The sequence below is a fragment of the Pontibacillus sp. HN14 genome, assembly GCF_021129245.1.
Lineage (GTDB): Bacteria > Bacillota > Bacilli > Bacillales > BH030062 > Pontibacillus.
Map to the genome: position 1 here is coordinate 109,066 of NZ_JAJOLR010000006.1, position 23,290 is coordinate 132,355.

Genomic DNA, 23,290 nt, shown 5'->3' on the forward strand with positions numbered 1-23,290 from the left:
CAGCTCCGGCTCCTAGCCCCTAGCGTCATAAGCAAGCTAACTCCAGTCCGCTACGCGAACTTGCGTCATCTTGCTTATGCGTACGGGGCTAAACAGTCGCCTGCGCTTTTCTTAAACCCAAGTATAGTCCTCTCCCCAACTCTCCTTTGCCAGTTGTTTGACCTGGTTGATGAGGTGGGGTTCGACTGCGTAGGCGTCGCCTTGTTCGTATGGGTTGTAGTGGAATGCGTATAGGCGGGAGGTGAATTCGTGGAAGGGTAGAGAGCATTCGCCTTCTTGTTCACCGTTGCCCATGACGCTTGGTTCGATATTTTGGCCCCAGTTTTGAGAGCTGTCGTTGTTTGGGTTATAAAAGTAAACCCGGTATTGATCTTGTTGGTCTTTGGCAATTCGGATAATGGAAACGGCATGGAAGCCGAGTAATTTTCCCCTTACATTGGTGATAAAGATCCCAACCGGATTTGGGTAAATCAATTCGTAATCATCGTTGTAATCAGGGTGGTGCGTTGCGTAAAACAAGCGTACGAATCCTGAGAAATCATTGATAAACCCTGTAAGCGGGTCAATAACGGTACTGAATCCTTTCGATACCCAGCTTCCATAAAATGCAGGATTGACCCAACGGTGGCCATCTTCGCCGCGCAGAGCTACTTTTGTCATCATTTCACTATAAATTCGATCCAGGTGAGGCACGAGGACGAGTGAAACGGGATCAAGTTCTGTATGAAGCTCAGGGGCCAGGCCGCCTTTTAAATCTTTTGAGTGGATCTGAAGGCCTTCGAATGTGAAATCTATATCCCCATCCCGCGCTGCTCGTGGGATTAAATCTAGCAATACACCTGGGGCGTGCTGCGCCCACAGACTAATCCCGCGCGCGGCTTGGCATGTGGGATTAAACCCTTGCCCGACTCCTAATGGTTGCCCGAGAACACTGATGACACCGGCGACCAGGATGCTATTTGCTGTCATTCCTTCCCCGTTTCGAACGGTTTTCAAAAGGGCGGTTCGGACATCTGGAAGGATATCCAATTCGATTAACCTTCTTAAACCAGGCATGACCGGAGAGGAAGATAGGACTCCGCGCTCAAGCATCAGAGCTAATCCGTAGATGGACTGACAGGTAGATGGAAAGATCGCCACTTTAATTAGCTGTGTTACCATATCCTGGTGTTCCTCTAGGTTGGCCTTTCCTTTTCCGTTCAGCTGAAGAGCATACGGGATAAGGGTAGGGACCTTTTTCGTAAGCACTCTTAGAAGGGTCGCGTGATGTGGGCAGGTGAGGCCAGTTTTTCTCATGGAGTTGGCCATCGCAACACACTCAGATCGCAATTCTTGCTGGGACAACTCACGCAGTCGACTACGGTAAGTGCTTAAGTCTTTGTATTGTTTGCTTAGAGGGGAAGGCCCCTCAATCGCTTCAATATAAGTCAGGAGCGATTCTCGTTCCTCATATTCAAGGTCTGACTTCAGCATTTCTTTACCCATTCGAATCATCGACACGACACGCTTAATCATGATTGGCCGCTGAGCTGTAATTCTCGTAATTTCAGACACGAGCGTTTTCGTTAATGCATTGGTAGACAAATAGCTTGCGATAAATTGAAAGACTTCGCTTGTTCGTTCATCATTTTCATGCTTTTCAATTCGTGCACTTTCGCTGGCGTCAGGGAAGAGGAGATTTAAATTCAAAGCTAATACTTCATTTAAAAACTCCTCTGCCATTTCAGCTGATACCTTTGGATGTGTGAAGGCACCCTTAGCTATGGCAAGCATTCGTAATTCACTTAGAATTTCTATAATCATTGGCAGTCCTTTAGCCTTTAAAGACCCGGACACAAGAGGGGGCTGAAGGTTCTCAGCCTTTTCCCATGGGCCATCCTGGAAGACGCCGATCTCTTCGAATTGATGAGCAAAATGAAAGAGTTGCTCTAGCCCGTCTTCTGTTTGAAGAAGGCGGTTCGCTTCTTGATAGACGTCGGTTTGGTATCGTGATTTTGCAAAAGGTGCAGCTGTTTCTAAAGCTTGTAAAGCATGGGTGAAACGTTCGACTAGATCTTCAGTACGTTGAGCCATATCTACTCTCCCTTTACATTAGAAACTTAACGGTAGAAATTATATTCTTCGTACAACTGTAGTAATCGACGCATTTCTTCGCTGTCTTCTCCGTGGAAGAAAATTGTTCCGTAATGGTTACCAAAGCCGATTCGCTCTGCAACTTTTCCCTGAGCAGGGGTGAACAGATCATGTTTCTCAAAGTATGGGTGTTCTTCGAGTTCTTCCGGAATGTTTAACGACTCCACGTAGTCCGTGTGAGGGTGGACCATTAGGCACCCAGCATAGCCATCAGCACTAGATGGATCAGGGAAGAAGAGTTCTAATTCTTCGTCTGTTGTATTTGGATCACTGCATAGAATTTGAGCTTCATAGGCACTAAATCCATAGGCCTTTTCAATTAAGTCAAAGATGTGTCCCCCTGGAACTCGAGCGGCCACTTCGCCGAAATGAAGCGTTCCGTCTGGCATAATAAAATATTCTGGGTGAATGACGCCGTATTCAATTTCGAACGCATCAACAAGTTGTTGGACAGCCTTCTCAATTAGAGGACGCTTCTCTTCTAAAGAAGGGGAAGCGGGTACGAAGTTTGAGTAGCCTAACCGGATGTATTCCGTGATATTTAAGAAACGGACTTTGCCCTTATGAATAAACGCTTCGCACGAGAACTCTTGCCCGTCCAAATGGCTTTCCATCAATAACGGGAAGTCTTGCTCCTGTAGTTTCTCAACATCTTCAATCGTGTTAATGGCTAGGTGCCCGACAGAACCTGCTTTATCAAGAGGTTTTACATGGATTGGATCATACACATCGCCGTCAATTTTAAGAAGCGCTTCGTTCACACGTCTTAAGAACCATTTCACGTCTTCAATAGAGCGTGCTTCTTCGAATACACCGACCTTAATCCCAGCAATTTGCGCTTTCCGTTTCATCATCCCTTTGTCACGTAATAGAAGGGAACGGTTAAAAATGCGAGGTTCTTCTCTGAAGCGTGCGTTCAGGGCACCGGCCCATTCTACACACTCTTCATATAATGGAACCGCTAGTTCAGCCCCAAGTGCATGTAACTTTTTGTACAATAAGTCAGATCCTTCATTGAGTTTGTGGAAGTCCCAACCGACAAAGGCGATATCATGTTTTTCCGCGTAAGCTTCAAAGTCAGGAGGTCCAACTACAACAAATGGTCGATTCAATCTGGATGCAGCCTCTATAGCAGGGAGGCTCCACCCAATTAAAGCTGTTAAGTATGGTTTCGTTTGTTCTTCTAAATCCGTTTCTTGTGTAGATGAAGCTCGTTCTAATTGATCAAGTTCCATAAAAAATCGCTCCTTTTAATCAATAAATGATGAAACATTAGAAGAGAAGCATGATGATTGCCATGTGAGAATTAGATCGATTACCGTGATAACATAAACGTATCATAACTACCAAAAAGAGTAAGGACTTTATGGGTGATTCGACAAAACTAGTGTCGAATCTACAAAACTTTAACGAGCCTTTTATCGAATAATTGTGTTTTCATGCTGAGTTTGGTAATTTGAACGTACAACAGAAGTGTAGAAGGTGAAGGTATGTATTTATCCATACAAGAAACAGCTGACTATTTAGAGTTACCTGTGGAGTATATAGAAAAGCTTGTCAGAGAGAGGCGCATACGCGCTTTATTCGATGGAGAGCACTATTTGATTAATCAAAATCAGTTTACGACCCATTTTGAACAGGTGGAGAAGTATCGCCAATATATCCAAGAGTATTTAAATGAACCGATTCCTGAAGATCCCGATATCAAAGATGAAGATTAATCAGGGAGAGGCCCATCTAGAAAGGGAGCTTTACATTGAAACAAATCTATAGTGAAGTACTGCAATTCCGAGGGACCCATTATGACTTTGGCTATAAGCAAGGGGAGCTGTTAAAAGATTCTCTCACGATTCGAAACAGGGAGAAGCAGTGGAAGATCCGTAAGCCGCGTTTTACTGTTGAAGAAGAGGAAGTGAAACGTGCGATTCAGAAGTTTGCCCCTGGCGTCTGGGATGAATTGTTAGGGCTAAGGGATGCCCTTGGTTGGACCATGGAACGTGTGATGATGGAGTTTGGTGGTTACCGGGTTGAGTATGTGAAGTCAGGTTGCTCAATCGTAACAGGCGATGGCTACATGATTCGTAACTACGATTACCAGCCGAAAACGTATGAAGGTCGCTATGTCTTCTATCAGCCAACTGATGGAGGCTACGCAATAGCTGGTCCATCTCAGCGTGTAACAGGTCGAATGGATGGTATTAATGAAAAGGGGCTGGCCATCGGATATAATTTTATGCACCGTAAAAATCCTGGGAATGGCTTTATTTGTTGTATGATTGGTCGATTAATTCTTGAGTCGTGTGCCAACGTGGAAGAAGCGGTAGCCATGCTTCAAGAAATTCCTCATCGACACTCCTTTAGTTACATCGTTTATGACGGGAAAGGCGAAACGTTCGTCGTGGAAACCTCTCCTCGGGGTGTTGAAGTGCGCCAATCAAATGTATGTACAAACCATTTTGAAATCATGAAAGATGAGAATCGAAATTACTTAAAAGATTCTGAGCGTCGTATGGATGTTATCAATCAGGAAAAAACGCGAATTACTAGCGGATATGAAGCGTTTCGCCTCATGAATGATTCTGACCGAGGTGTATTCTCAAAGCAGTATCGCAACTGGGCAGGAACGATCCATACATCTGCTTACTTTCCAAATACCCTTACCGCCTGGATTGCTCTTGGCGGAGACAAAGAGCCAGTAGAATTTGACTTTGCTCATTGGTTAGAAGGGAATGACGTTGACGTGTCGCGTATTTATGGTGAGGTCGATACTGACTTGCCATTTGTCCACATGGACGAAAATGCAAGGTAACAAAAAAGCCACCCGACGAGGGTGGCTTTTTTGTTATTATGAGCGCTTGGGGGCCGTTGCGTTTGTTGAGCGCGTTTGGGGTGGCTGGGGAACGACTCGCTTTAAACGGGCGAGCTGTCGAGCCTCCTCGTTCGCTTGCGCTCTCTGTGGGGTCTCGTCGACCTCTTTCTCCCGTAGGAGTCTCCCCGTTCCCCAGCCACCCCTTATTAAAAGTTGAAATAACGGCCCCAACCACATGTAATGATCTTAATTCAGCAAATAGAAAGGCTCATACGAAGTTATGCGTCGGAGCGGTGGGCAACGACTTCTACTTCGACTTTAACATCTTTAGGGAGGCGGCTTACTTCAATCGCTGCTCGAGCCGGGTATGGTTCTTGCAGAAAGCTTGCATAAACCTCATTGACTGTTTGGAAGTCTTCCATGGAAGCAAGATAAATATTGGCTTTAGCGATATGAGCATAGTTTAGGCCTGCTTCTTCAAGGATCGCTCCAACATTTTTCATAACTTGTGTCGTTTGTTCGCTCACGTCATCAGAGACGATTTCCATCGTGCTTGGATTTAGTGGGATTTGACCGGAAACAAATACGATCTGACCGAGGTCAATTGCCTGAGAATAAGGTCCAATTGCTTCTGGTGCTTTGTTCGTTGAAATTGCTTTAACCATTTTGAAAAACTCCTTTAATTATTGGATTAGGAAGCATAAAAGGGGATCCCCCTTGAATAAAAAAAACCCTCATTATTAAATTGAACTATACAGGCATAAAAGAAAGCTTCCTTTTATATAATGAGGATACAAAATGAATGAACATACTCACCTTAAGGAGCAAGTACGAATATCATATCACAGGTTATCAGAAAATTTTAACGTTTAAGAATATGTGAAAAAATTAGGTGTTTATCACTTTACTTCACTAACGGGATCATGTATGATTTGGGATAACATAAAATATTAAATAGCGATAAACTTCTTATCCAGAGAGGCGGAGGGACTGGCCCTTTGATGCCCGGCAACCATCAAGTCAATGTAACCATTGACGAGAACGGTGCCAATTCCTGCAGGAACTTGATTCCTGGAAGATGAGAGGATCGTACGGATATACACTTACGAGCCCTTTCTTGGATAAAAAAGAGAGGGCTCTTCTATATGTAAGAGGCCGTGATCGTACTCTCGAAGAAAGAAGTGTCGTTTTAAGAAAGGAAGAGATGAGAATGGCAACAGCAGTTTTCGCAGCAGGATGTTTTTGGGGAGTAGAGGCTTATTTCGAACGTATTGAGGGCGTAGTTGCGACACGCGTCGGCTTTATGGGAGGTACTGTTGTGAACCCTTCTTACCAACAAGTAAAAGCAGGAGGTACGGGGCACGCAGAGGCGATTCGAGTTGAATTTGATCCAGAAGTGATTTCTTATAGTGAACTAGTAGACCATTTCTTCGAGTGTCATAATCCGACTCAACGAAATCGTCAGGGAGAAGACGTAGGATATCAGTATCGCTCCGTCATCTTTGCTACAGAAGATCAAGAAGAAACTGCAGCAGCTAAGATTCGCGAATGGGATAATAAAGGACTCTTCAAGAGTGAAATTGTAACGGAAGTGAATAAGGTTTCCGAATTCTACGATGCTGAAGAATATCACCAAAAGTATCTTCAGAAGAATGGTTCCGTTTCTTGTGGAATCGGCTAAATCAGCCTAACTTGTATTTCTGCATCACTTATGATATTTTAATTTCAATGCCACCTCGCAATCGATACGACTGCGGGAACTTAACCATCCTTTGAGGTGGCAGGTTACATAAGAAGGTAAAGCGACCCCAAATGGATTTTCCGTTTGGGGTCGCTTTTTTATTTATATATGTAGATCGGAGTTGTGCCGAGCCAGGATGCTACATTTTTGGTGGCGGTGGGCACGGTGTTTGGTAAGGCGAACGTGTTTGAGATTACGGTCCCATTATAGGAAGCAAACATAGGGGACAGTTGTTTCATGGCTCCGGTGAATAAGTAACAATAGATCAAATCAAATTCTCCCGCGCGAACAGTAAAGAAGTCTTTTTTTAGAATCCTAACATTTGAATATCCTTTAAGCTTTGCCATCCCTTTCATGTAAAGGTAGGGGACCAGTGAGGTTTCATAGGCGTAAATATCCGTGTGCGGGAATTCTTTCGCAAGTGCGAAAGCCATCGTCCCCCAGCCGGCCCCAAAGTCAGCGATGGTAGTAGGGGTATAGTTCTTTACGATTGCTGTGACTTCTTCCTTTACTTTTGGGCTCGTTGGTGTTGGCGTGATGCCGTTCTTAGAAGAGCGAGTAACGATGGAAATCAGAATTAAAAGAATGAGAGCGAGTAGAATGAGCGTTAGTGCATTTGAAATCATGTAGAGAAAGTCCTTTCTGGTTCAAAATCCATAACATGTAAGAAGACTACAAATTTTGTCATTTATCTTAAGTATACAGAGGAATGTGTCGATAAAAAAAGAAAAGACATCTTCTGGAGGTACCCTAATTATGAATGGTTCAGAATTACGTTTACTGGACGTGAAAAAGAAAAACGTACTGATGACATCTACATACAGTATAGCAATGTTGTCAGCACTAGCCCTTTCCTTACAAGAGGGCACGATTATTCGATCATCGATCTACGGAACGGAGCTAGCTTTGTTCTGGATTTTGTTGTTTGGATTGCAACGGATTTTACATAAACCGAGAATGTTTGCTTACATAGCAGTAAGTATGCCGATCATTGGCTATGGTCTATTAATCTATGTAGAAGGGGGGACCCTTTCCGGTGACTTAATCCTTCTCTTCCTGGCTGTTTTCTCTGCCGTGCACTTGGATCGTAGAATATTTGCTACAGGATATAGCCTTGGTCTTATTGCTTTAATTGCCAGTCATACCTGGTCAAATGCTGAGCAAGCTAATTTAATGGGCACGCTACTCTCCTCTATGGTGTTAATTTATGTGCTAATGGGAGTCATATTAGGGGTAATGGTCCATCTGGCTGGTCAGACATTTAAGAAACTTGAAACCATTCTTTCTTCTACTGAGCAGGAAAGGGAGCTTCAAGCTAGACAAAAAGAAAAGCTAGAAAAAGAGGCTACGCTCATAGCCGAAAATATTTCTCGTGTGAATGATCAGGTTCAGCAAAACGTTCAGGCACAAGGTGAAATGAAACTAGCCGTTCAGGAAGTTTCAGCTGGTGGTCAAAGTCAAAGTGAGCAGATCACCGATATCTCTGCCCATGCTCAAAGCACAATGACGACTATTTCTACAATGAAAGAATCCCTAACCGTTCTTCAATCAGAGACGAATCAAGCTTCTGATGAAATTAATGGCGGGCAGGAACGGATTTATCATCTTGAGACGGAAATGAATGAGCTGCGGAATGTTATTCACATGCTTAATGACACGTTTAATATTTTAACAGGAAAAATTGAAGAAACGAATCAGTTTACAGAAGACATTCAGCAAATTACAGAGCAGACGAACCTCCTTGCTCTAAATGCTTCTATTGAAGCCGCAAGAGCTGGAGAAGCTGGGAAAGGATTCTCCGTAGTAGCTGAGGAGATTCGCAAACTAGCAGAAGTAACGGGTCAGTCCGCTAAAAAGATTACCACAAACCTTGGAGAGTTAAATGATAGTAACGCTCAAGCACTGAATCAGATGAAAACAGGGAGTCAGAAACTGGATGAAAGTGTAGGCAGCATGAATGAAGTTGTCTCTTCATTTGAACGAATCCAAACTTCGTTACGCCATGTAAAGGAACGTACGGATGAGTGCAACAGCATCAGCGTAGACGTTGAAGATCGATCTCGTCAGGTCGAAGCAGCAACGAGCGAACTCGCTGCTATTATCGAGCAAGCTTCTGCAAGTATGGAAGAAATGAGCGCAACGATTGAAAGTCTTAATGATGACAGTGAGAAAATCGGGGCTTATATCAATGAAACCTCTAAGAGTGCGCAACAGCTTATTTCGCTTTAAATTCGAATACCCCCATGAGCATATAAGGGAGTAAGATGGGACACCCTGTGGTACAATACGAATAACAGATTATAGCTAGGTGGTGTACCTATGAAACACGTTCACACAATGGATGAGATTCACTCAACGATTGGACAAAGTGGTTTAAATCTTTTATATATTTCAAGACCAGGATGCTCCGTTTGCCATGCTCTTTTGCCGCAGATTGATGAAGTGCTAGAGCGATATCCAGCTGTTGAAGCTGTTCATGCTGACGCAGATGAAATCCCAGAGATCGCAGGCGAGTTTTCGATCTTTACGGTGCCTGTGGTGATGGTTTATGCCGATGGTAAAGAGCAGTTCCGTAAAGCTCGCTTTGTTCCAGTAGATGAGTTTGAAGACCAGCTTGGGAAGTTGTATCGTCTTATCCATGAATAAGCAGCATAGCTCGTTCATTTCCGAATGGAAATGAGCGAGTTTTTTTATATGATCTAAATTGAGGAGTGTTTCCGTTGCTTTGTTCAGAGTATAGGTGGTTCGGGAGATCACTCGCTTTCCGCGGCGAGCTGGGAAGCCTCCTCGTTCGCTTGCGCTCTCTGTGGGGTCTTCCCTAGGCTCCTTATGCCGCAGGAGTCTCGCAATTTCCCGAACCACCTTGCCCGAATTTTGGAGGAACGGAAACAAGCCAAGCAGAGGCGGACTTTATTCTAAACTTTCTTGCCGTTCTTTTTGGGCTGATTCCGTGATAAAATACTAACAAAAATAATTGTAGAAGATGGATACATCTCTAAAATCTAAAAAACAAGTAAATGATTGAGGTAAAGAGGAAATACTAGAATGAGTAACGAACTTCATTAAAGAGAGGGATGGTCCGGTATGATTTACGTACTATTTGCGATTGTGGCGATCTTCCTTGCGTACATGATTATTCGTACGGATCGAAAGAGAGAAGAGGTTGAAGAACAAGGGCAGATGCCTATTATAAGCAACTATATCGTTATGGAGTCAGAAGATGAGGATCAGTTTCATACTTGTGTGCAACCGTTAGAGGAGCTATCTAATCAGTATTCATGGTTTGAAACTGGGCATCTTTTATGTCGGATGGATCGGCACGGGGATCATTTTGAAGATACGTGGGAAGGACTCCTCACGCACACGAACTATTCTAAGGAAGAAGAGCCGTACTATTTATTCTTCGAAAAGGCTGATCATGTTGTGAAGCAGTCAGAGATTTCTTGGAAGGCTTTAGTGTTTGAAACGAGTGATCCGGAAGAGGCCAAGCGTTTTGTGCAAGACTATCCGGTAGCGAAATAGGTTTATCGTTCCTCTTATTGCGGTAATCTGTAAGAAAAAGGTTACTGGAGGTGGGCGTTATGCCTTGGGATACGAAGGATTATCCAAGTTCATTGAAGAATTTAGAAACCCCTGTAAGAAAGAAAGCGATTGATATAGCTAATGCGATGTTAGATGACGGGTATGATGAGGATCGGGCCATTCCGATTGCAACAGAACAGGCGAAGGAATGGTATGATAATGCGACCGAGAAGGAGATTAATCAGGTCAAACAAATGAGTGATCAGGATTTAAAGAAGCGTGACGATCAAGGACAGCGGTCCGAGAGTCGCCCAGAACTTCTCGAGAAAGGTGAACATGTCGTCGCTCATGAAGAAGGTTGGGCGGTTCAAACGGAACAGGCGAAGAAGCCTTCAGATGTGTTTGACCAGAAGCAAGAAGCCATTGATCGAGCGAAGGAGATTGCCAAGAATAAGGGGACGAAAGTTATTATTCATAAGAAAGATGGCAGTATCCAGGACCAGACATCATACGATTCATAATTTGTGAAGCTGTCTCATACAAAAAAGGTGGGACAGCTTTTTTTAAATCTAATGAAGTTTCACCATCTATACAATAGAGAAATGGAAAAGGGAGTGGGCTACCGGTGAAAAACAACTATTCTATTGATGAATTTATTCGCCAGACGAAACAAGATGAAGAAGAGAATGATTATTTTGAATTAGAGACCCCTCGTATGCTTGAAGTGAATCTGAATGGAGATGTGTGGGCGAAGATGGGTTCGATGATCTCCTACAATGGATCAATTCGTTTTGAACGGGAAGGGATCCTTGAACACGGAATTGGTAAGATGTTTAAAAAGGCGTTCTCAGGAGAAGGCGCTTCTCTTATGAAAGCAGAAGGAAACGGAAAACTATATTTAGCCGATCAAGGGAAGAAGATTACGATTCTTCACTTGAACAATGAAGCCATTACGGTAAATGGCAATGACCTTCTGGCTTTTGAACCAGGGATTGAGTGGGACATCAAGTTAATGAGAAAGGTTGCCGGAATGATGTCAGGTGGGCTTTTTAATATTCGATTAGAAGGTCGCGGTCTTGTGGCGATTACATCTCATTATGAGCCTTTAACGCTTTTAGTTACTCCAGATCAACCTGTCATGACAGATCCAAATGCTACTGTCGCATGGTCTGGGCATTTGCAGCCTGAATTTAAGACGGACGTAACGTTAAAGAGTTTCTTCGGCCGTGGAAGCGGGGAGTCGATTCAGATGAAATTCTCTGGAGAAGGCTTTGTCATTGTTCAACCGTTTGAAGAAGTCTATTATTCTCAGTCGAATCAATAAACGAGATTAGATGTAGTCAGTAGTATGTTTCAGCTCCCTGTCGTTCATACTAGTTGAAAAAAGCAGGGAGTGGGAAACTTGAAACATCAGCTTAAACGAATTGAGCGTAGCGGGAATCGAAGAGCGGAACACAAACTAGTGGGCGTTAGTGTTGGGGAGCGAGAAGAATGGCTCTGGACGGCATTTGTGAAGAAAGGGAACGTTGGTTGGGTATTTGTATCAAGCCGTCCTAAGATGATTAATAGCAGAGAAGTAGACTGGAAGAGTCAGGACACCGTCCCGGAAGATGTGAATCGATTTATAAGTGAACTTGCTCAGCGGGTTGATGCTTTGTTTAAAGCAAGCGAGGTATCTTGAATAGAAAAAGCGGCTTTCTCGGAATGCGAGATAGGCCGCTTTTTTGTGTTTAGAACTGACCGATTTAAGGGGGGTTAGGGGCCCGGGATTCGTCTTTAAATACCCCTTTATGGGTTCCGTCACAAAATGGTTTATTGTTCGATAATCCGCATCGGCACAAGGAACAGCCTTTCTTGGTTACATATTCTTGCCCGGTGGCGTCTTTAATCGTGAACTCCCCTGATACGAACAAGGGTCCGTTATCTCTTACTTTAATATCTGCGATCGTGATCCCTCCTTTTTTGTTTACTATATGATGATGACCTAACTTTTACGACTGCCTAGGCACATTACACAAGTAAACGAATAAACTAATGTAAACGTGTTTAGCTTAGGGAGGTAGAACGGGCATGTCTATTAAGCGTTTCCCAGTGCTGGTTCAAACAGATAGCGGGGAGAAATGGGGATATATCGACCGTAAAGGGACAATACGGATTAAGCCTCAATACTCGTATGCGCGAGATTTTCAGAAGAATGGGTTAGCGGTTGTGGAAGTGGATAATCGCAGTGGGGTGATCGACACAAAGGGCGACTATGTGGTTGAACCTTTGTATGAATCCGTTACGGAATTCAGTGAAGGGCGGGCAACGGTTTACAAAGATAACGGATTTCAGGTTATTAATGAAAAAGGGACCATACTGACACCTGGACCCTATCCATATATCGGTTCTTATCAAAATGGGTTAGCCCTTTTTAGTCTGGAGAAAGACGGAACGACGTATTACGGCTATTTAAATAACCAAGGTGAAGAAGCCATTCCTGCTCAGTATCTATCTGCTGATCCATTTACAGATGCACGGGCAGTTGTGCAGGTGAAGGAAAATCAATTTGCATTAATTAATCGTGATGGAAACCCGTTTTATACGTACAATTACCCGTATGTCGGTAATTATGGAGAAGGGTTACTTGCTTTTCAAGAAGACCGGGGAGGGAAGTATGGGTACATTAACGAAAGAGGGCGTGTGGTTATAGAGCCTTCTTACGATTATGTGCAGGCTTTTAAAGAAGGGCGCGCCGTCGTGACTGTGGCTGAAGACTATATCTTTCGTTATGGCCTCATCGACCAAAAAGGAAAGCAAATCATAAAGCCAATTTATGATGATCTAAATCGTCTTGGTGAGAAACGAATTGCGGTTGGGAAGGCTATTGTTCCTGAACAGACTTATCTTGGGAGTCACTATGCTATTGCGAATCTAAACGGTGATCTTTTGTCACCCTTTCGCTATCAAAATGTCACAGATTACGAGAAAGGATTGGCCTCAGCTCACGACAATGAGAATACCTTCTTTCTCAATCGGAAAGGAAACATCGCTCAAGGAAAACCTGTGTTACCTGGTCAAGGGACCCTTTCTTTAGAAGGCCCCCTTATTAAAGCGATGATTGATTATGAACTTCTGTATCTAACACAAGAAGGTGAAGTTGTGTGGAGACCGAAACGGACTATTCGTCTCAACAACCAATATCGAATTCTTAAGATGAAGTTTAAGCCAAACGTCGACTACCTGGTCTATTATCCAGTGGTTAGAGGATTGGAAGACGGTGCTATTCAGAAGGCCGTTAATGAGAAGTTAAGGGATTTATCGCAAGTGAAAGATGTCCCAAAAGATAAAAAGCTTGATTATAGCTATTTCGGCGACTTTGCGGTTGAATATTTTCATAAAGACCTAGTAGTCATTGAGTTAAACGGCTCTCAATATTACTTCGGAGCAGCCCACCCTATGCCGACTAAGGTGTATGCGAATATTAACCTTGTGGAGGGAACCTTTTATCAACTAGCTGATTTATTTAAAGAAGGCAGCCCTTATACAGAGGTACTCACGAAAATTGTCAACGACCAAATCCAATCACAAGAAGATTCCTATTACTTTGATGATGTGGATGTGAAAGTGGCCGCTGACCAGCCTTTTTATGTGAATGGAACGTCATTGTTTGTGTATTACGCTCCTTATGAAATTGCTCCGTATGTGGCTGGCTTTCCTACATTTGAAATTCCGTTTGAACAAATTACAGAGATCATCGATAAGAATGGGGAATTTTGGAGATCGTTTCATAATTGAAACACCGTCTAGGGTCACACCTCTAGCCGGTTTTTATTTTGGTAGATATGTCGAACAATGACGAAAAACCGATAATACCCTCGAATCTATACAAACTTTTACTTTTTTAGTATATGATGAGAGTACTATTATACGTGTATCTAATGAGTAAGAACTACGCGAGCAAGGAAAAGAGAGGGATGAGTGTGGTTCAAACAGAAAGAGTTGACGAGCACTTTCTCATAGATGAGTGCTTAGAAATGTTTAATGTATCGGGGAATTGGCTTTGTTTATTGAACGAGGAGCAAAATCAAGTTCATGTGAATGAACGATTTAGGGAACTGTTTCGCTTAGACCATTCTGTCATGAAACGTGATACGTGTGCCTCCTTGCTTGGGAAAACGGAGCAGGAATTGTTTGAAATTGATGAAGATGAAACCAGATCCATTTTGCTTTCAGGCGCCGGGGGTCTTCCTGTAGAGGGGGTCGTGAAGAGAACATCGGCTAATCGAATTATGATCTCAGGCCGAGTTCCGTCCAGCGTGCCGGACCACCAGGGGTATCAATTTGAGCGTCAGCTTGGGACAATTTCCAACTCCCAGTCTGTGGATCATTTTATGACCTGGCTCTCTTTAATTGATGATCAGATGAAGAATCAATCGCTAAACTCTAAAAGTATTGAGAACTTGCTTGGTTCACCGAATGCTAGTCCGATTGTTTATAACCGTCTCAAAGAAGTGGTAGAACACATCCCTCACGGCTTCGCTGTCATTAGTAGGGATTGGGAAATTCTCTACGTGAACCCTACTCTTGAGGAAATATTAGGACGATCTTCTGAAACGCTATGTAATCATAATCTATGGGAGGTGTTCCCGCGGAGCACCTATCATAATTATTTCACTCATTACGAGAAGGCATTTGAACTAAATCAAGTAGTGAAATTTCAAGATTATATTTATGAAAGGGGTAGGGTGGTCGATGTTACCGCTTATCCATCGAATCGTGAATTAACGGTGTTCATTCAAGATATCACGGAGGTGAACACATACATTCATGCGCTTCAAGAGACAGAAGAACGCTTTTCTCTGCTTGCGGATAATATCAATGAAGCATTCTGGGTGTTATCTGCTAACTTTCAAACATGGGAATACATGAGCCCGACCTTTGAATCCATATTTGGCATCGCCATTCCTACTGTGGAGAAAGACTATAGTACTTGGCTTGACCGGATCCATGCAGGCGACAGGGACCGTGTTATTAAGTCACTCAGGCAAATGAGTATTGAAAAGATAGCTTGTGAGTATCGTTTTGAATTCGAACCTGGTGTGTGGAAGTGGATTCGTACGAAAGGGTATCCGTTAGAAAAAGCTGAGAAAATCATGGTTGTAGGTGTTCATGAAGATATTACAGACCTCAAAGAAAAAGACGAGCTCATTGCACGTTCTGAACAGTTTGAAACGATTACACGCGTAGCTGCCGGAATTGCGCACGAAATTAAGAATCCTCTCACATCCATCAAGGGCTTCTTGCAACTGATGATGTCAGGTGAGACGAGTGGTCAATACGGAGATATTGTGTTTTCAGAGTTATCACGTATTGAGTCGATTGTTAATGAATTTATGCTTTTAGCCAAACCGGATCAAGAGGTCGAGCTTGAAAAGATCAATCTTATAGATATTATTCATTATGTTCTTGCCCTTTTCAGAGCTCAGTGTCGTCAGGGTGGCGTGAGAGTAACGACGGACTTTGATGCTTCCATCCCTGACCTGCCTTCAGATCCAAAACGTTTAAAGCAAATTTTTATTAATGTCGTAAAGAATGCAATTGAAGCCATCGATGGTCCTGGTGACCTTAACGTGGTGGGGACGTACCGATCTGAGATTGACTGTGTTGTCGTCTGTATAACGGACAGCGGAAAAGGGATTGAATCCGAGCAAATTAAACGAATTGGTGAGCCCTTCTTCACAACGAAAGAAAAAGGGACAGGCCTTGGTATGATGGTGACCACGAAGTTCGTTGAGAGTCTAGGCGGCACTATTCAATACCGAAGCAAAGTGAACGTTGGAACTACAGTGGTGATCACACTTCCCGTTCTTTCTTCTTGAAAAAGAACCTCCTTATGGGGGTTCTTTTTTTGTCTGATGAGAGGGGCGTGGTGGAGTGGACTTGTGCTGAGGGAGTGGCTCGAGTTTAGGTTGTGGTGGGTCGAGCTGGGGGGAGTGGCTCAAGTTTTTGATGTGGTGGCTCGAGCTGGGGGAGTGGCTCAAGTTTTTGTGTTGCGACTCAAGCTACAGCGAATTGACTCATACCGGGAGGCGTGTGGCTCATCTTTTTCGGTTACTGGCTCAAGCATTCAAAATAACAGCTCAAGTTAGAGGAGACTGACTCAGGATTAGGATGAATGACTCTAGTTTGGAGTTCTTGGCTCAAGTTGCGTGTGGAGCGACTCAAGCCCCTCCCCGCCCCCTCAGTGTGATGGAGCGTGTCCCGGTCAGTTCGATTCGAAAGAAACTCTATCGGCGCGAGGCTATGAATCGTGATGAATTCTCAAAGAATATCATGTATCATTGGTTTAAGTTTGTAATCAGATTCTTCCTTGGATTGTTTATTGGAGGATCCTTATTTGTTATAGGAGCATCTTTACTTAACTTTATATAAAGAGACAGCAGGAAAGGTGTGAGAAACTATGTTAACACTCATTCAAAATGGTGACGTATATGCACCAAACTATATCGGGAAGAAAGACATTCTACTTGTCGATCAAAAGATCGGAGCGATTGAAGATTCGATTTCGGTTCCAGATAACTTTGTAGATATGAAAGTGATTGATGCTACAGGAAAACGAATTGTTCCTGGATTTATTGATTCCCACGTCCATATTACAGGAGGTGGGGGAGAAGGAAGTTATAAAACTAGGACGCCCGAACTTCAGCTAACAGATGCAACACTCAGTGGGGTGACAACGTTAGTGGGTGTGTTAGGAACAGATGGAACGACTCGGACCATGACGAACCTCATTGCGAAGGCAAGAGGGCTCCGGGAAGAGGGGATTAGTTGCTACGCTCACACAGGCTCTTATCAAGTACCGGTGAAGACCTTAACAGGGAAGATTGAAGATGATTTAATCTTAATTGATCTCATTATTGGGGCGGGCGAAATTGCCATAGCTGATCACCGTTCTTCTCAGCCTACGGTTGAAGAATTAGCGAAGATTGCCTCCCAAGCAAGGATTGGCGGGATCTTGTCAGGAAAAGCTGGTATTGTGAATGTTCATGTTGGCGATAGTGCTGATGGGGTCGCGATTTTAGAGGAGATTGCCGAAGGAACGGATATTCCAATTAAACAATTCTACCCAACTCACATGAACCGGAATCCGCAGTTGTTTGAAGCAGGAATACAGTATGCTTTAAAAGGTGGGTATGTTGATTTTACGACAAGCACCATTCCGAAATTCCTTGAAGAGGGAGAAGTGAAATGTGGACAGGCGCTTAAGAGAATGTTAGAAGCTGGTGTCCCGATTGAGCAGATCACGTTTACTTCAGATGGGCAAGCTAGTCTACCTGATTTCGATGAAAAAGGGGACTTTATTGGTCTGAAGTTAGGGAAAGTCGATACTCTTTATAAAGCCGTAAGAGAAGCTGTGGTAGAAGAAGGTGTGGAGCTTGAGACAGCACTTCGGACAGTGACGGCAAACCCAGCCCATATATTGAAACTTTCTCATAAGGGGGAATTGACGAAAGGTAAAGATGCCGATCTTGTTCTGCTCGATCAGGATCTTCAGGTCGACACTGTGTTTGCCCTTGGACAGTTGATGGTGGAAGAGAAAGAAGCTGTGGTGAAAGGAACATTTGAGTAGATATTGAATGAGGAAGAACGATCAGAGGGTAGACTCTGGTCGTTTTTTTGTTCTTTTACGCTCTCGGTCAGGTTGATGAGCAATGCGCCCTAATAAGAGTGAAGCCTCCCTCACAATTTAAAAGCATTTCTTTGAAGGTTTGAAGGGTCTATTTCTATGCTTAATGGGGAATCGTGATAGTAATAAAACGTAAAAGGGGTCGGTTTGAGTGAAGTACATATGGGCCATGGCATTAGTGCTTTTATTAGTTGCGTGTAACGAGAGTGAGCCAGTAGAAGAAGGGGAACCTGTTTCAAATAATAAAGGGGAGAGAGGGGAAGTGATTGCCTCAAACCTTGACGTGCCTTGGGATATTAACAAGGTGGGGCAGTCCTTTTACATTAGTGAACGTCGGGGTACGATTGTGAATGTCCAAGAAGATGGGACGAAAAAAGAGATGCCTCTTCAATTGGATAAAAAGGTGGTCCAACAAGGGGAGGGAGGTCTCCTCGGTTTTGTGCTACATCCTGATTTTAAGGAGAATGGGTTGGCTTTTTTATACCATACGTATGAAGCGCAGGGACGGTTTAACCGAGTTCTTACGGTTAAGCTTGTCGACGGGACTTGGCAAGAAGAGAACGTTCTTATTGACCGGATCCCTGGGAGTAATATTCATAACGGAGGGCGTTTGGAGATTGGGCCTGATCAGCTTCTTTATATAACGACTGGGGATGCAGCGAATGAGAGTAGTGCACAGGACCGGAATAGCCTGGCGGGTAAAATACTGCGAATGAATATGGACGGTTCTATCCCTGAAAGTAATCCATTTGCTAACTCCTATGTCTATAGTTATGGGCACCGAAATCCCCAAGGTTTGGCTTGGGCTGAGGATGGAACGATGTATGCAGCGGAACATGGCTCAAGAGCATATGATGAGATTAACTTGATTAAACCGGGAGCCAATTATGGCTGGCCTGTTATTCGAGGAGATGAGCAAAAGGCTGGAATGGAGAAGCCGCTCTTTCATTCTGGGAAAGATACGTGGGCACCATCAGGGCTGGTCTATCATAACGGGAAGCTTTATATGGCAGGTCTTAGAGGAGAACAAATCAGACAATTTGATGTGAAGAAGGGTACCTCACAGATCTATAAAAAGGGAGTCGGACGGATCAGAGACCTTCTTATTGAAGACGATTCTATGTATTTCGTCACGAATAATACGGATGGAAGAGGGACGCCAGAACCTGATGATGATAAGCTCTATCGTATTGAGATGACGAGTCAGGAACAGTAAAAGAGTCACATTTGCCCAAACGGTTGAATACACTAACATCGACTTAGAAACATAAAGGGGAGATAAATGTGTATCAACCAAACTATATGCAAATGCCTGGTCAACAAGGCATGATGGATCAAGGCAACGGAATGCAAATGCCACAACAAGGCATGATGGATCAAGGGAATGGAATGCAAATGCCTCAGCAGGGCATGATGGGGCAAGGAAATGGAATGCAAATGCCTCAGCAAGGTATGATGGGGCAAGGCAACGGGATGCAAATGCCTCAGCAAGGTATGATGGGGCAAGGCAACGGGATGCAGATGCCTCAGCAAGGTATGAATCAAGGGAACGGTATGATGTCCAATCAAGGCATGACGATGAAAGATAAACAAAATCAAGCGAAAAGTCATATGCATTACTTTGTGATTATCGAAATGCAAGATGGTTCTCAATATGAAGGGATTATTGATGAAGTAGATAAAGAAAACGTCTATATGCTTGTTCCGATGGGAGAAGAGGAAGAAGAAGAGTCATCCGATGAACGTCAGTTTGGATATGGTGGCTACGGGTGGTATGGCGGTGGCTATGGTTACCCAAGGCGCTTCCGACGTTTCAGAAGATATCGCTTCCCATTCTTCGGTATCGGACGTCTGTACTATCCGTTTTTCTTTTGATCAAACGTTTGATCAATTATAAAAGAGGCCTTTATAGGGGCCTCTTTTTGTTTTGGTCCTTATCATTCAGGGGGGTGACAAATGAGGTGCGTCCCGTCATATTCCACCTCCCATAAATTACTGTCTATCTCCCGTGGAAAATGTCTTGCCGTGAAACGCTTCCACGTGCGATACTCTTCTATGGTATTATGCGTGAATTATGAAAAGAGATCGAGAGGAATACATTGTGGAATTTCTAACTACTATATTTGAACAGATCAACAGTTTCTTGTGGGGACCGGTCATGCTCCTGTTCTTGCTTGGAACAGGCATTTGGTTAACGATCCAGCTTGGATTTATTCAGGTTCGTTTTTTAGGAGAAGGTTTCAAGCGTACGTTTGCGCCATTATTTAAGAAACAAGAAGAGGATGGAATCAATTCGTTTAAAGCACTCGCGACCTCTATCTCGGCACAGGTCGGTACAGGAAACCTGGCTGGTGTCGCGACGGCGATTGCTGCCGGGGGTCCGGGGGCGATTTTCTGGATGTGGATTAGTTCTTTCTTTGGCATGGCAACGATCTTTGCTGAGGCGGTTCTGGCACAAGTTTATAAGGTGAAAAAGGGAGATCAGGTTCATGGAGGTCCGGCTTACTATATCAGAGATGGTCTAGGCAGCCGCTTTTTAGCTGGATTCTTTGCTATTGCGATTGTATTTGCGCTTGGATTTGTCGGAAATATGGTTCAGTCGAATGCTATTACAGTCGCTATGAATGAAGCGGTAGGGAATGATTCTACACTCTTTAACGTCATTCTTGGTGTGCTTATTGCCTTTTTTGTAGGCTTGATTCTTTTTGGTGGCATCAGCCGAATCTCTACTTTCGCAGGGAATGTCGTTCCTGTAATGGCCCTTTTATATATCATAGGGAGTCTTGTGATTCTGGCAATGTATTGGGATCAGGTGATTCCTACGCTCACACTAATTGTTCAGTCTGCTATAAGTCCAGAAGCAGCAGGTGGCGGTGTGCTCGGGGCGACCATTAAAGAAGCCGTACGCTATGGGATTGCGCGCGGTTTATTCTCAAATGAAGCAGGTATGGGTTCCACCCCTCACGCTCATGCTGTGGCAAATGTGAAGCACCCTGCTCAACAAGGTCTTGTTGCGATGGTTGGGGTGTTCATTGATACAGTGGTTATTTGTACGTTAACAGCCATGGTTGTGTTGTTGACTGATGCCCATAAGTCCGGTTTAGAAGCGAGTGCCATTACTCAAGAAGGATTTGCAAGAGGTCTTGGTTCATTTGGAACACCATTTATCGCAATCTGTTTGTTGTTCTTTGCTTTTACGACTATCTTAGGATGGGCTTATTTCGGAGAAGTGAACGTGAAGTTCTTATTTGGAGATAAAGGGATCCCATTTTACCGATCTCTCGTATTGATTTGTATTGTGTTAGGAGCTTTAGTTCAAGTCGATTTCGTATGGGAAATGGCAGATACGTTCAACGCATTAATGGTCATTCCAAACATTCTGGCTATACTTGGCTTAACGAAAATGATTAAGAAAACATGGAAAACCTATTTGCAGGATTATTAATAGACTATACAAAAGGGGACAGACCCCTGTAGCACATTATCGTGCTACAGGGAGCCTGTCCCTTTTTTGCTGCTCATTCGCATCTTGTTTACCTGAAACCTCTGCTTTAGTAATAGAAATTCCTGTATATCCGTAAAACAGGTTAATCGCGATCACGAGATAGGCAAAGAAAATAAATGGAATAAAGCTATAAGGGCTAACGTTTGTAATGTTACTAACGAACAGAGCTGTCACTCCCCAAGGTACTAAGTTAATTCCAACTGTACCTGCAGCTTCAACAGTACGAGATAAATTCTTCGGGTGAATACCCTGTTTCTCGTATGCTTCAGCCATAGCCCGGGATGGGAGAATGACGGAAAGATACTGTTCTCCACTCGTAAAGGCGACAACGAGAGTGGAGAGAACGGTTCTGAGCACAAGCGATCCGGTTGATTGTATGGTATGAACAATTCGGTTTAAAAGGACTGTGAAGATTCCTGTTCCTTCAAGAACTCCGCCAAGTGCTGTGGCTGCAATAATTAATCCGATCGTTGGTAGCATAGATGTAATGCCTCCGCCTTGGTCAAACAGTGCGTTTAATGTTTCTGAGCTTGTGCTTGGGGCAAAGCCGTCTGTCATAGCCCCCATAATTTGAGCAAGTGAGCTCCCTTGAACGAAAAAGGCTGCCATTCCTCCAATAACACTCACAATAACAAGAGAAGGGACCGCCGGTAATCGCTTCACAATTAGAAGGATCGTGATTACAGGGAGGGTCAGTAGTAAAGGATGAATGGTGAAAGTGTCCGTTAGTCCGTCCATAATGGAAGTGATTTTCTCAGATTGAGCACCATCTCCACTTGCATTTAAGCCAAGGAACCAGAAAAGAATTAAACTGATCAAAAATGCAGGAATTGTATCCCAAAGCATATGGCGTACGTGATCGAAGAGATTGACCCCTACCATTGCAGGGGCAATGTTCGTTGTATCAGATAAAGGGGAGATCTTATCTCCGAAGAATGCCCCTGAAACGAGGGCACCCACAATGTATGGGTCTGGTATTCCCATTCCGGCACCAATTGCCATGAAGGCGACACCGACTGTTGCCATAGCCGTAAATGAACTGCCAAGGGTGATCGCAACAATACCTGTTGTTAATGCAATCGTAGGAAGGAACAAGTTTGGTTGGATAAACTCTAATCCGTAATAAATAATTGAAGGAATGGTTCCGCTTAACATCCACGATCCTACAATCGTACCTATAATAAATAATATAAAAATAGCAGGCAAAGCTCTTGCTACTCCGGTTTTCATATATTCTTGTAGCTCTTCCCATGAGAAACCAGTAACCATTCCAACGATACAAGTTACGGCAATGCCGATCAGTAGAGGGAGAAACATCCCTAGTTCGTTTGGAATGGAATAAGCAGCAGCTGCAATAAGGGCAGCTGGTGGGAGCAGAGCTAGTAGAAAGCTAGGTTGTTTATTCATAACGTGCATTCCTTTCGTAGTGAAGAAGGTCTTAGATGTAATATTTTACTTTAACACTTTTATGCTTTTATGCTTTTACTCACTAAATTATTTTACGGGTATCTTCTTGGGATGTCAACCGAGTTGGAGTGGTGGGGAGTGGACGTTGAGAAAGAGAGCTCGGACGTCGAGAAAGAGAGACCGGACGTCGAGAAAGAGAGCTCAGACGTCGAGAAAGAGAGGCTGAACGTCGAGAAAGAGAGGCTGGACATCGAGAAAGCGAGCTCGGAAGTCGAGAAAGAGAGCCAGAACGTCGAGAATGAGAGGCCGGACGTCGAGAAAGGGAGCCAGAATGTCGAGAAAGAGAGGCTGGACGTCGAGAAAGAGAGCTCGGACGTCGAGAAAGAGAGCCCGGACGTCGAGAATGAGAGCCTGAACGTCGAAAAAACGAGGCCGAACGTCGAAAAACGGCCACGAATATCTAAAAAAGCCTGTCCCCAGAGATGGGGACAGGCTTAGATGCTG

At 43.8% G+C, this 23,290-nt stretch carries 23 protein-coding genes and 1 riboswitch; of the genes, 17 read left to right on the plus strand and 6 right to left on the minus strand.

Annotated features, from left to right (window positions below; genetic code table 11):
* Window positions 1-111 precede the first annotated feature (111 nt).
* Together LQ226_RS16890 and LQ226_RS16895 are read right to left on the minus strand one after the other, a co-directional pair.
* Window positions 112-2,073, minus strand: coding sequence for a hypothetical protein (locus LQ226_RS16890; RefSeq protein WP_231419194.1), 1,962 nt, complete (start codon window positions 2,071-2,073; stop codon window positions 112-114).
* A gap of 26 nt (window positions 2,074-2,099) precedes the next feature.
* A complete protein-coding gene (locus tag LQ226_RS16895; RefSeq protein ID WP_231419195.1) occupies window positions 2,100-3,368 on the minus strand; it encodes an ATP-grasp domain-containing protein in 1,269 nt (422 codons plus the stop codon).
* Between the two features lie 255 nt (window positions 3,369-3,623).
* Between LQ226_RS16895 and LQ226_RS16900 the strand changes: the two genes are divergently transcribed.
* Complete coding sequence (locus LQ226_RS16900; RefSeq protein WP_231419196.1) at window positions 3,624-3,854, plus strand: excisionase family DNA-binding protein; 231 nt, start codon at window positions 3,624-3,626, stop codon at window positions 3,852-3,854.
* 35 nt (window positions 3,855-3,889) lie between these two features.
* Window positions 3,890-4,942, plus strand: a complete 1,053-nt coding sequence (locus LQ226_RS16905) for a C45 family autoproteolytic acyltransferase/hydrolase (RefSeq protein WP_231419197.1) — start codon at window positions 3,890-3,892, stop codon at window positions 4,940-4,942.
* 278 nt (window positions 4,943-5,220) lie between these two features.
* On the opposite strand, the gene LQ226_RS16910 is transcribed toward LQ226_RS16905, so the two are convergent.
* The gene (locus tag LQ226_RS16910; RefSeq protein WP_231419205.1) at window positions 5,221-5,607 is read right to left on the minus strand and encodes a Rid family detoxifying hydrolase; all 387 of its coding nucleotides are present in this window, start codon (window positions 5,605-5,607) and stop codon (window positions 5,221-5,223) included.
* A gap of 301 nt (window positions 5,608-5,908) precedes the next feature.
* A riboswitch (SAM riboswitch) is annotated at window positions 5,909-6,027 on the plus strand.
* Window positions 6,028-6,152: 125 nt separating this feature from the next.
* Between LQ226_RS16910 and msrA the strand changes: the two genes are divergently transcribed.
* On the plus strand, window positions 6,153-6,623 hold the full coding sequence (msrA, locus tag LQ226_RS16915; protein WP_231419206.1) for a peptide-methionine (S)-S-oxide reductase MsrA: 471 nt from the start codon (window positions 6,153-6,155) through the stop codon (window positions 6,621-6,623).
* Window positions 6,624-6,781: 158 nt separating this feature from the next.
* On the opposite strand, the gene LQ226_RS16920 is transcribed toward msrA, so the two are convergent.
* A complete protein-coding gene (locus LQ226_RS16920) occupies window positions 6,782-7,309 on the minus strand; it encodes a methyltransferase (protein ID WP_231419208.1) in 528 nt (175 codons plus the stop codon).
* A 130-nt stretch (window positions 7,310-7,439) separates the two neighbouring features.
* Between LQ226_RS16920 and LQ226_RS16925 the strand changes: the two genes are divergently transcribed.
* The 6 genes from LQ226_RS16925 (at window position 7,440) to LQ226_RS16950 (ending at window position 11,886) form a co-directional block, all read left to right on the plus strand.
* Window positions 7,440-8,912, plus strand: a complete 1,473-nt coding sequence (locus LQ226_RS16925) for a methyl-accepting chemotaxis protein (RefSeq protein ID WP_231419209.1) — start codon at window positions 7,440-7,442, stop codon at window positions 8,910-8,912.
* A gap of 90 nt (window positions 8,913-9,002) precedes the next feature.
* Window positions 9,003-9,329, plus strand: coding sequence for a thioredoxin family protein (locus LQ226_RS16930; protein WP_231419211.1), 327 nt, complete (start codon window positions 9,003-9,005; stop codon window positions 9,327-9,329).
* 438 nt (window positions 9,330-9,767) lie between these two features.
* Window positions 9,768-10,205 (plus strand): hypothetical protein, encoded by a 438-nt coding sequence (locus LQ226_RS16935; RefSeq protein ID WP_231419213.1) that lies wholly within the window; start codon window positions 9,768-9,770, stop codon window positions 10,203-10,205.
* A 59-nt stretch (window positions 10,206-10,264) separates the two neighbouring features.
* On the plus strand, window positions 10,265-10,726 hold the full coding sequence (locus LQ226_RS16940; RefSeq protein WP_231419215.1) for a DUF2188 domain-containing protein: 462 nt from the start codon (window positions 10,265-10,267) through the stop codon (window positions 10,724-10,726).
* A 104-nt stretch (window positions 10,727-10,830) separates the two neighbouring features.
* Complete coding sequence (locus LQ226_RS16945) at window positions 10,831-11,529, plus strand: AIM24 family protein (RefSeq protein ID WP_231419217.1); 699 nt, start codon at window positions 10,831-10,833, stop codon at window positions 11,527-11,529.
* 78 nt (window positions 11,530-11,607) lie between these two features.
* Window positions 11,608-11,886: a hypothetical protein gene (locus LQ226_RS16950; RefSeq protein ID WP_231419218.1), complete on the plus strand. Its 279-nt coding sequence runs from the start codon at window positions 11,608-11,610 to the stop codon at window positions 11,884-11,886.
* 64 nt (window positions 11,887-11,950) lie between these two features.
* On the opposite strand, the gene LQ226_RS16955 is transcribed toward LQ226_RS16950, so the two are convergent.
* On the minus strand, window positions 11,951-12,118 hold the full coding sequence (locus LQ226_RS16955) for a CDGSH iron-sulfur domain-containing protein (RefSeq protein ID WP_255688781.1): 168 nt from the start codon (window positions 12,116-12,118) through the stop codon (window positions 11,951-11,953).
* A gap of 157 nt (window positions 12,119-12,275) precedes the next feature.
* Between LQ226_RS16955 and LQ226_RS16960 the strand changes: the two genes are divergently transcribed.
* The 7 genes from LQ226_RS16960 to LQ226_RS16990 all read left to right on the plus strand — a co-directional run bounded on the left by LQ226_RS16960 (window position 12,276) and on the right by LQ226_RS16990 (window position 21,319).
* On the plus strand, window positions 12,276-13,982 hold the full coding sequence (locus LQ226_RS16960; RefSeq protein ID WP_231419220.1) for a WG repeat-containing protein: 1,707 nt from the start codon (window positions 12,276-12,278) through the stop codon (window positions 13,980-13,982).
* A gap of 143 nt (window positions 13,983-14,125) precedes the next feature.
* On the plus strand, window positions 14,126-16,066 hold the full coding sequence (locus tag LQ226_RS16965; protein ID WP_231419222.1) for a PAS domain-containing sensor histidine kinase: 1,941 nt from the start codon (window positions 14,126-14,128) through the stop codon (window positions 16,064-16,066).
* A gap of 292 nt (window positions 16,067-16,358) precedes the next feature.
* Window positions 16,359-16,619 carry a hypothetical protein gene (locus tag LQ226_RS16970; RefSeq protein WP_231419224.1) on the plus strand — a complete coding sequence of 87 codons (261 nt, stop codon included), beginning with the start codon at window positions 16,359-16,361 and terminating at the stop codon, window positions 16,617-16,619.
* Between the two features lie 28 nt (window positions 16,620-16,647).
* Window positions 16,648-17,817 (plus strand): beta-aspartyl-peptidase, encoded by a 1,170-nt coding sequence (iadA, locus tag LQ226_RS16975; protein WP_231419226.1) that lies wholly within the window; start codon window positions 16,648-16,650, stop codon window positions 17,815-17,817.
* Window positions 17,818-18,025: 208 nt separating this feature from the next.
* Complete coding sequence (locus LQ226_RS16980) at window positions 18,026-19,090, plus strand: PQQ-dependent sugar dehydrogenase (RefSeq protein ID WP_231419229.1); 1,065 nt, start codon at window positions 18,026-18,028, stop codon at window positions 19,088-19,090.
* Between the two features lie 68 nt (window positions 19,091-19,158).
* Entirely contained in the window at window positions 19,159-19,749 is a 591-nt protein-coding gene (locus LQ226_RS16985; RefSeq protein ID WP_231419230.1) for a hypothetical protein, read from the plus strand.
* 226 nt (window positions 19,750-19,975) lie between these two features.
* A complete protein-coding gene (locus LQ226_RS16990) occupies window positions 19,976-21,319 on the plus strand; it encodes an alanine/glycine:cation symporter family protein (RefSeq protein WP_231419232.1) in 1,344 nt (447 codons plus the stop codon).
* 36 nt (window positions 21,320-21,355) lie between these two features.
* On the opposite strand, the gene nhaC is transcribed toward LQ226_RS16990, so the two are convergent.
* A complete protein-coding gene (gene nhaC / locus LQ226_RS16995) occupies window positions 21,356-22,786 on the minus strand; it encodes a Na+/H+ antiporter NhaC (protein ID WP_231419233.1) in 1,431 nt (476 codons plus the stop codon).
* Between the two features lie 138 nt (window positions 22,787-22,924).
* Between nhaC and LQ226_RS17000 the strand changes: the two genes are divergently transcribed.
* Window positions 22,925-23,284, plus strand: coding sequence for a hypothetical protein (locus tag LQ226_RS17000; protein WP_231419234.1), 360 nt, complete (start codon window positions 22,925-22,927; stop codon window positions 23,282-23,284).
* Window positions 23,285-23,290: the final 6 nt, after the last annotated feature.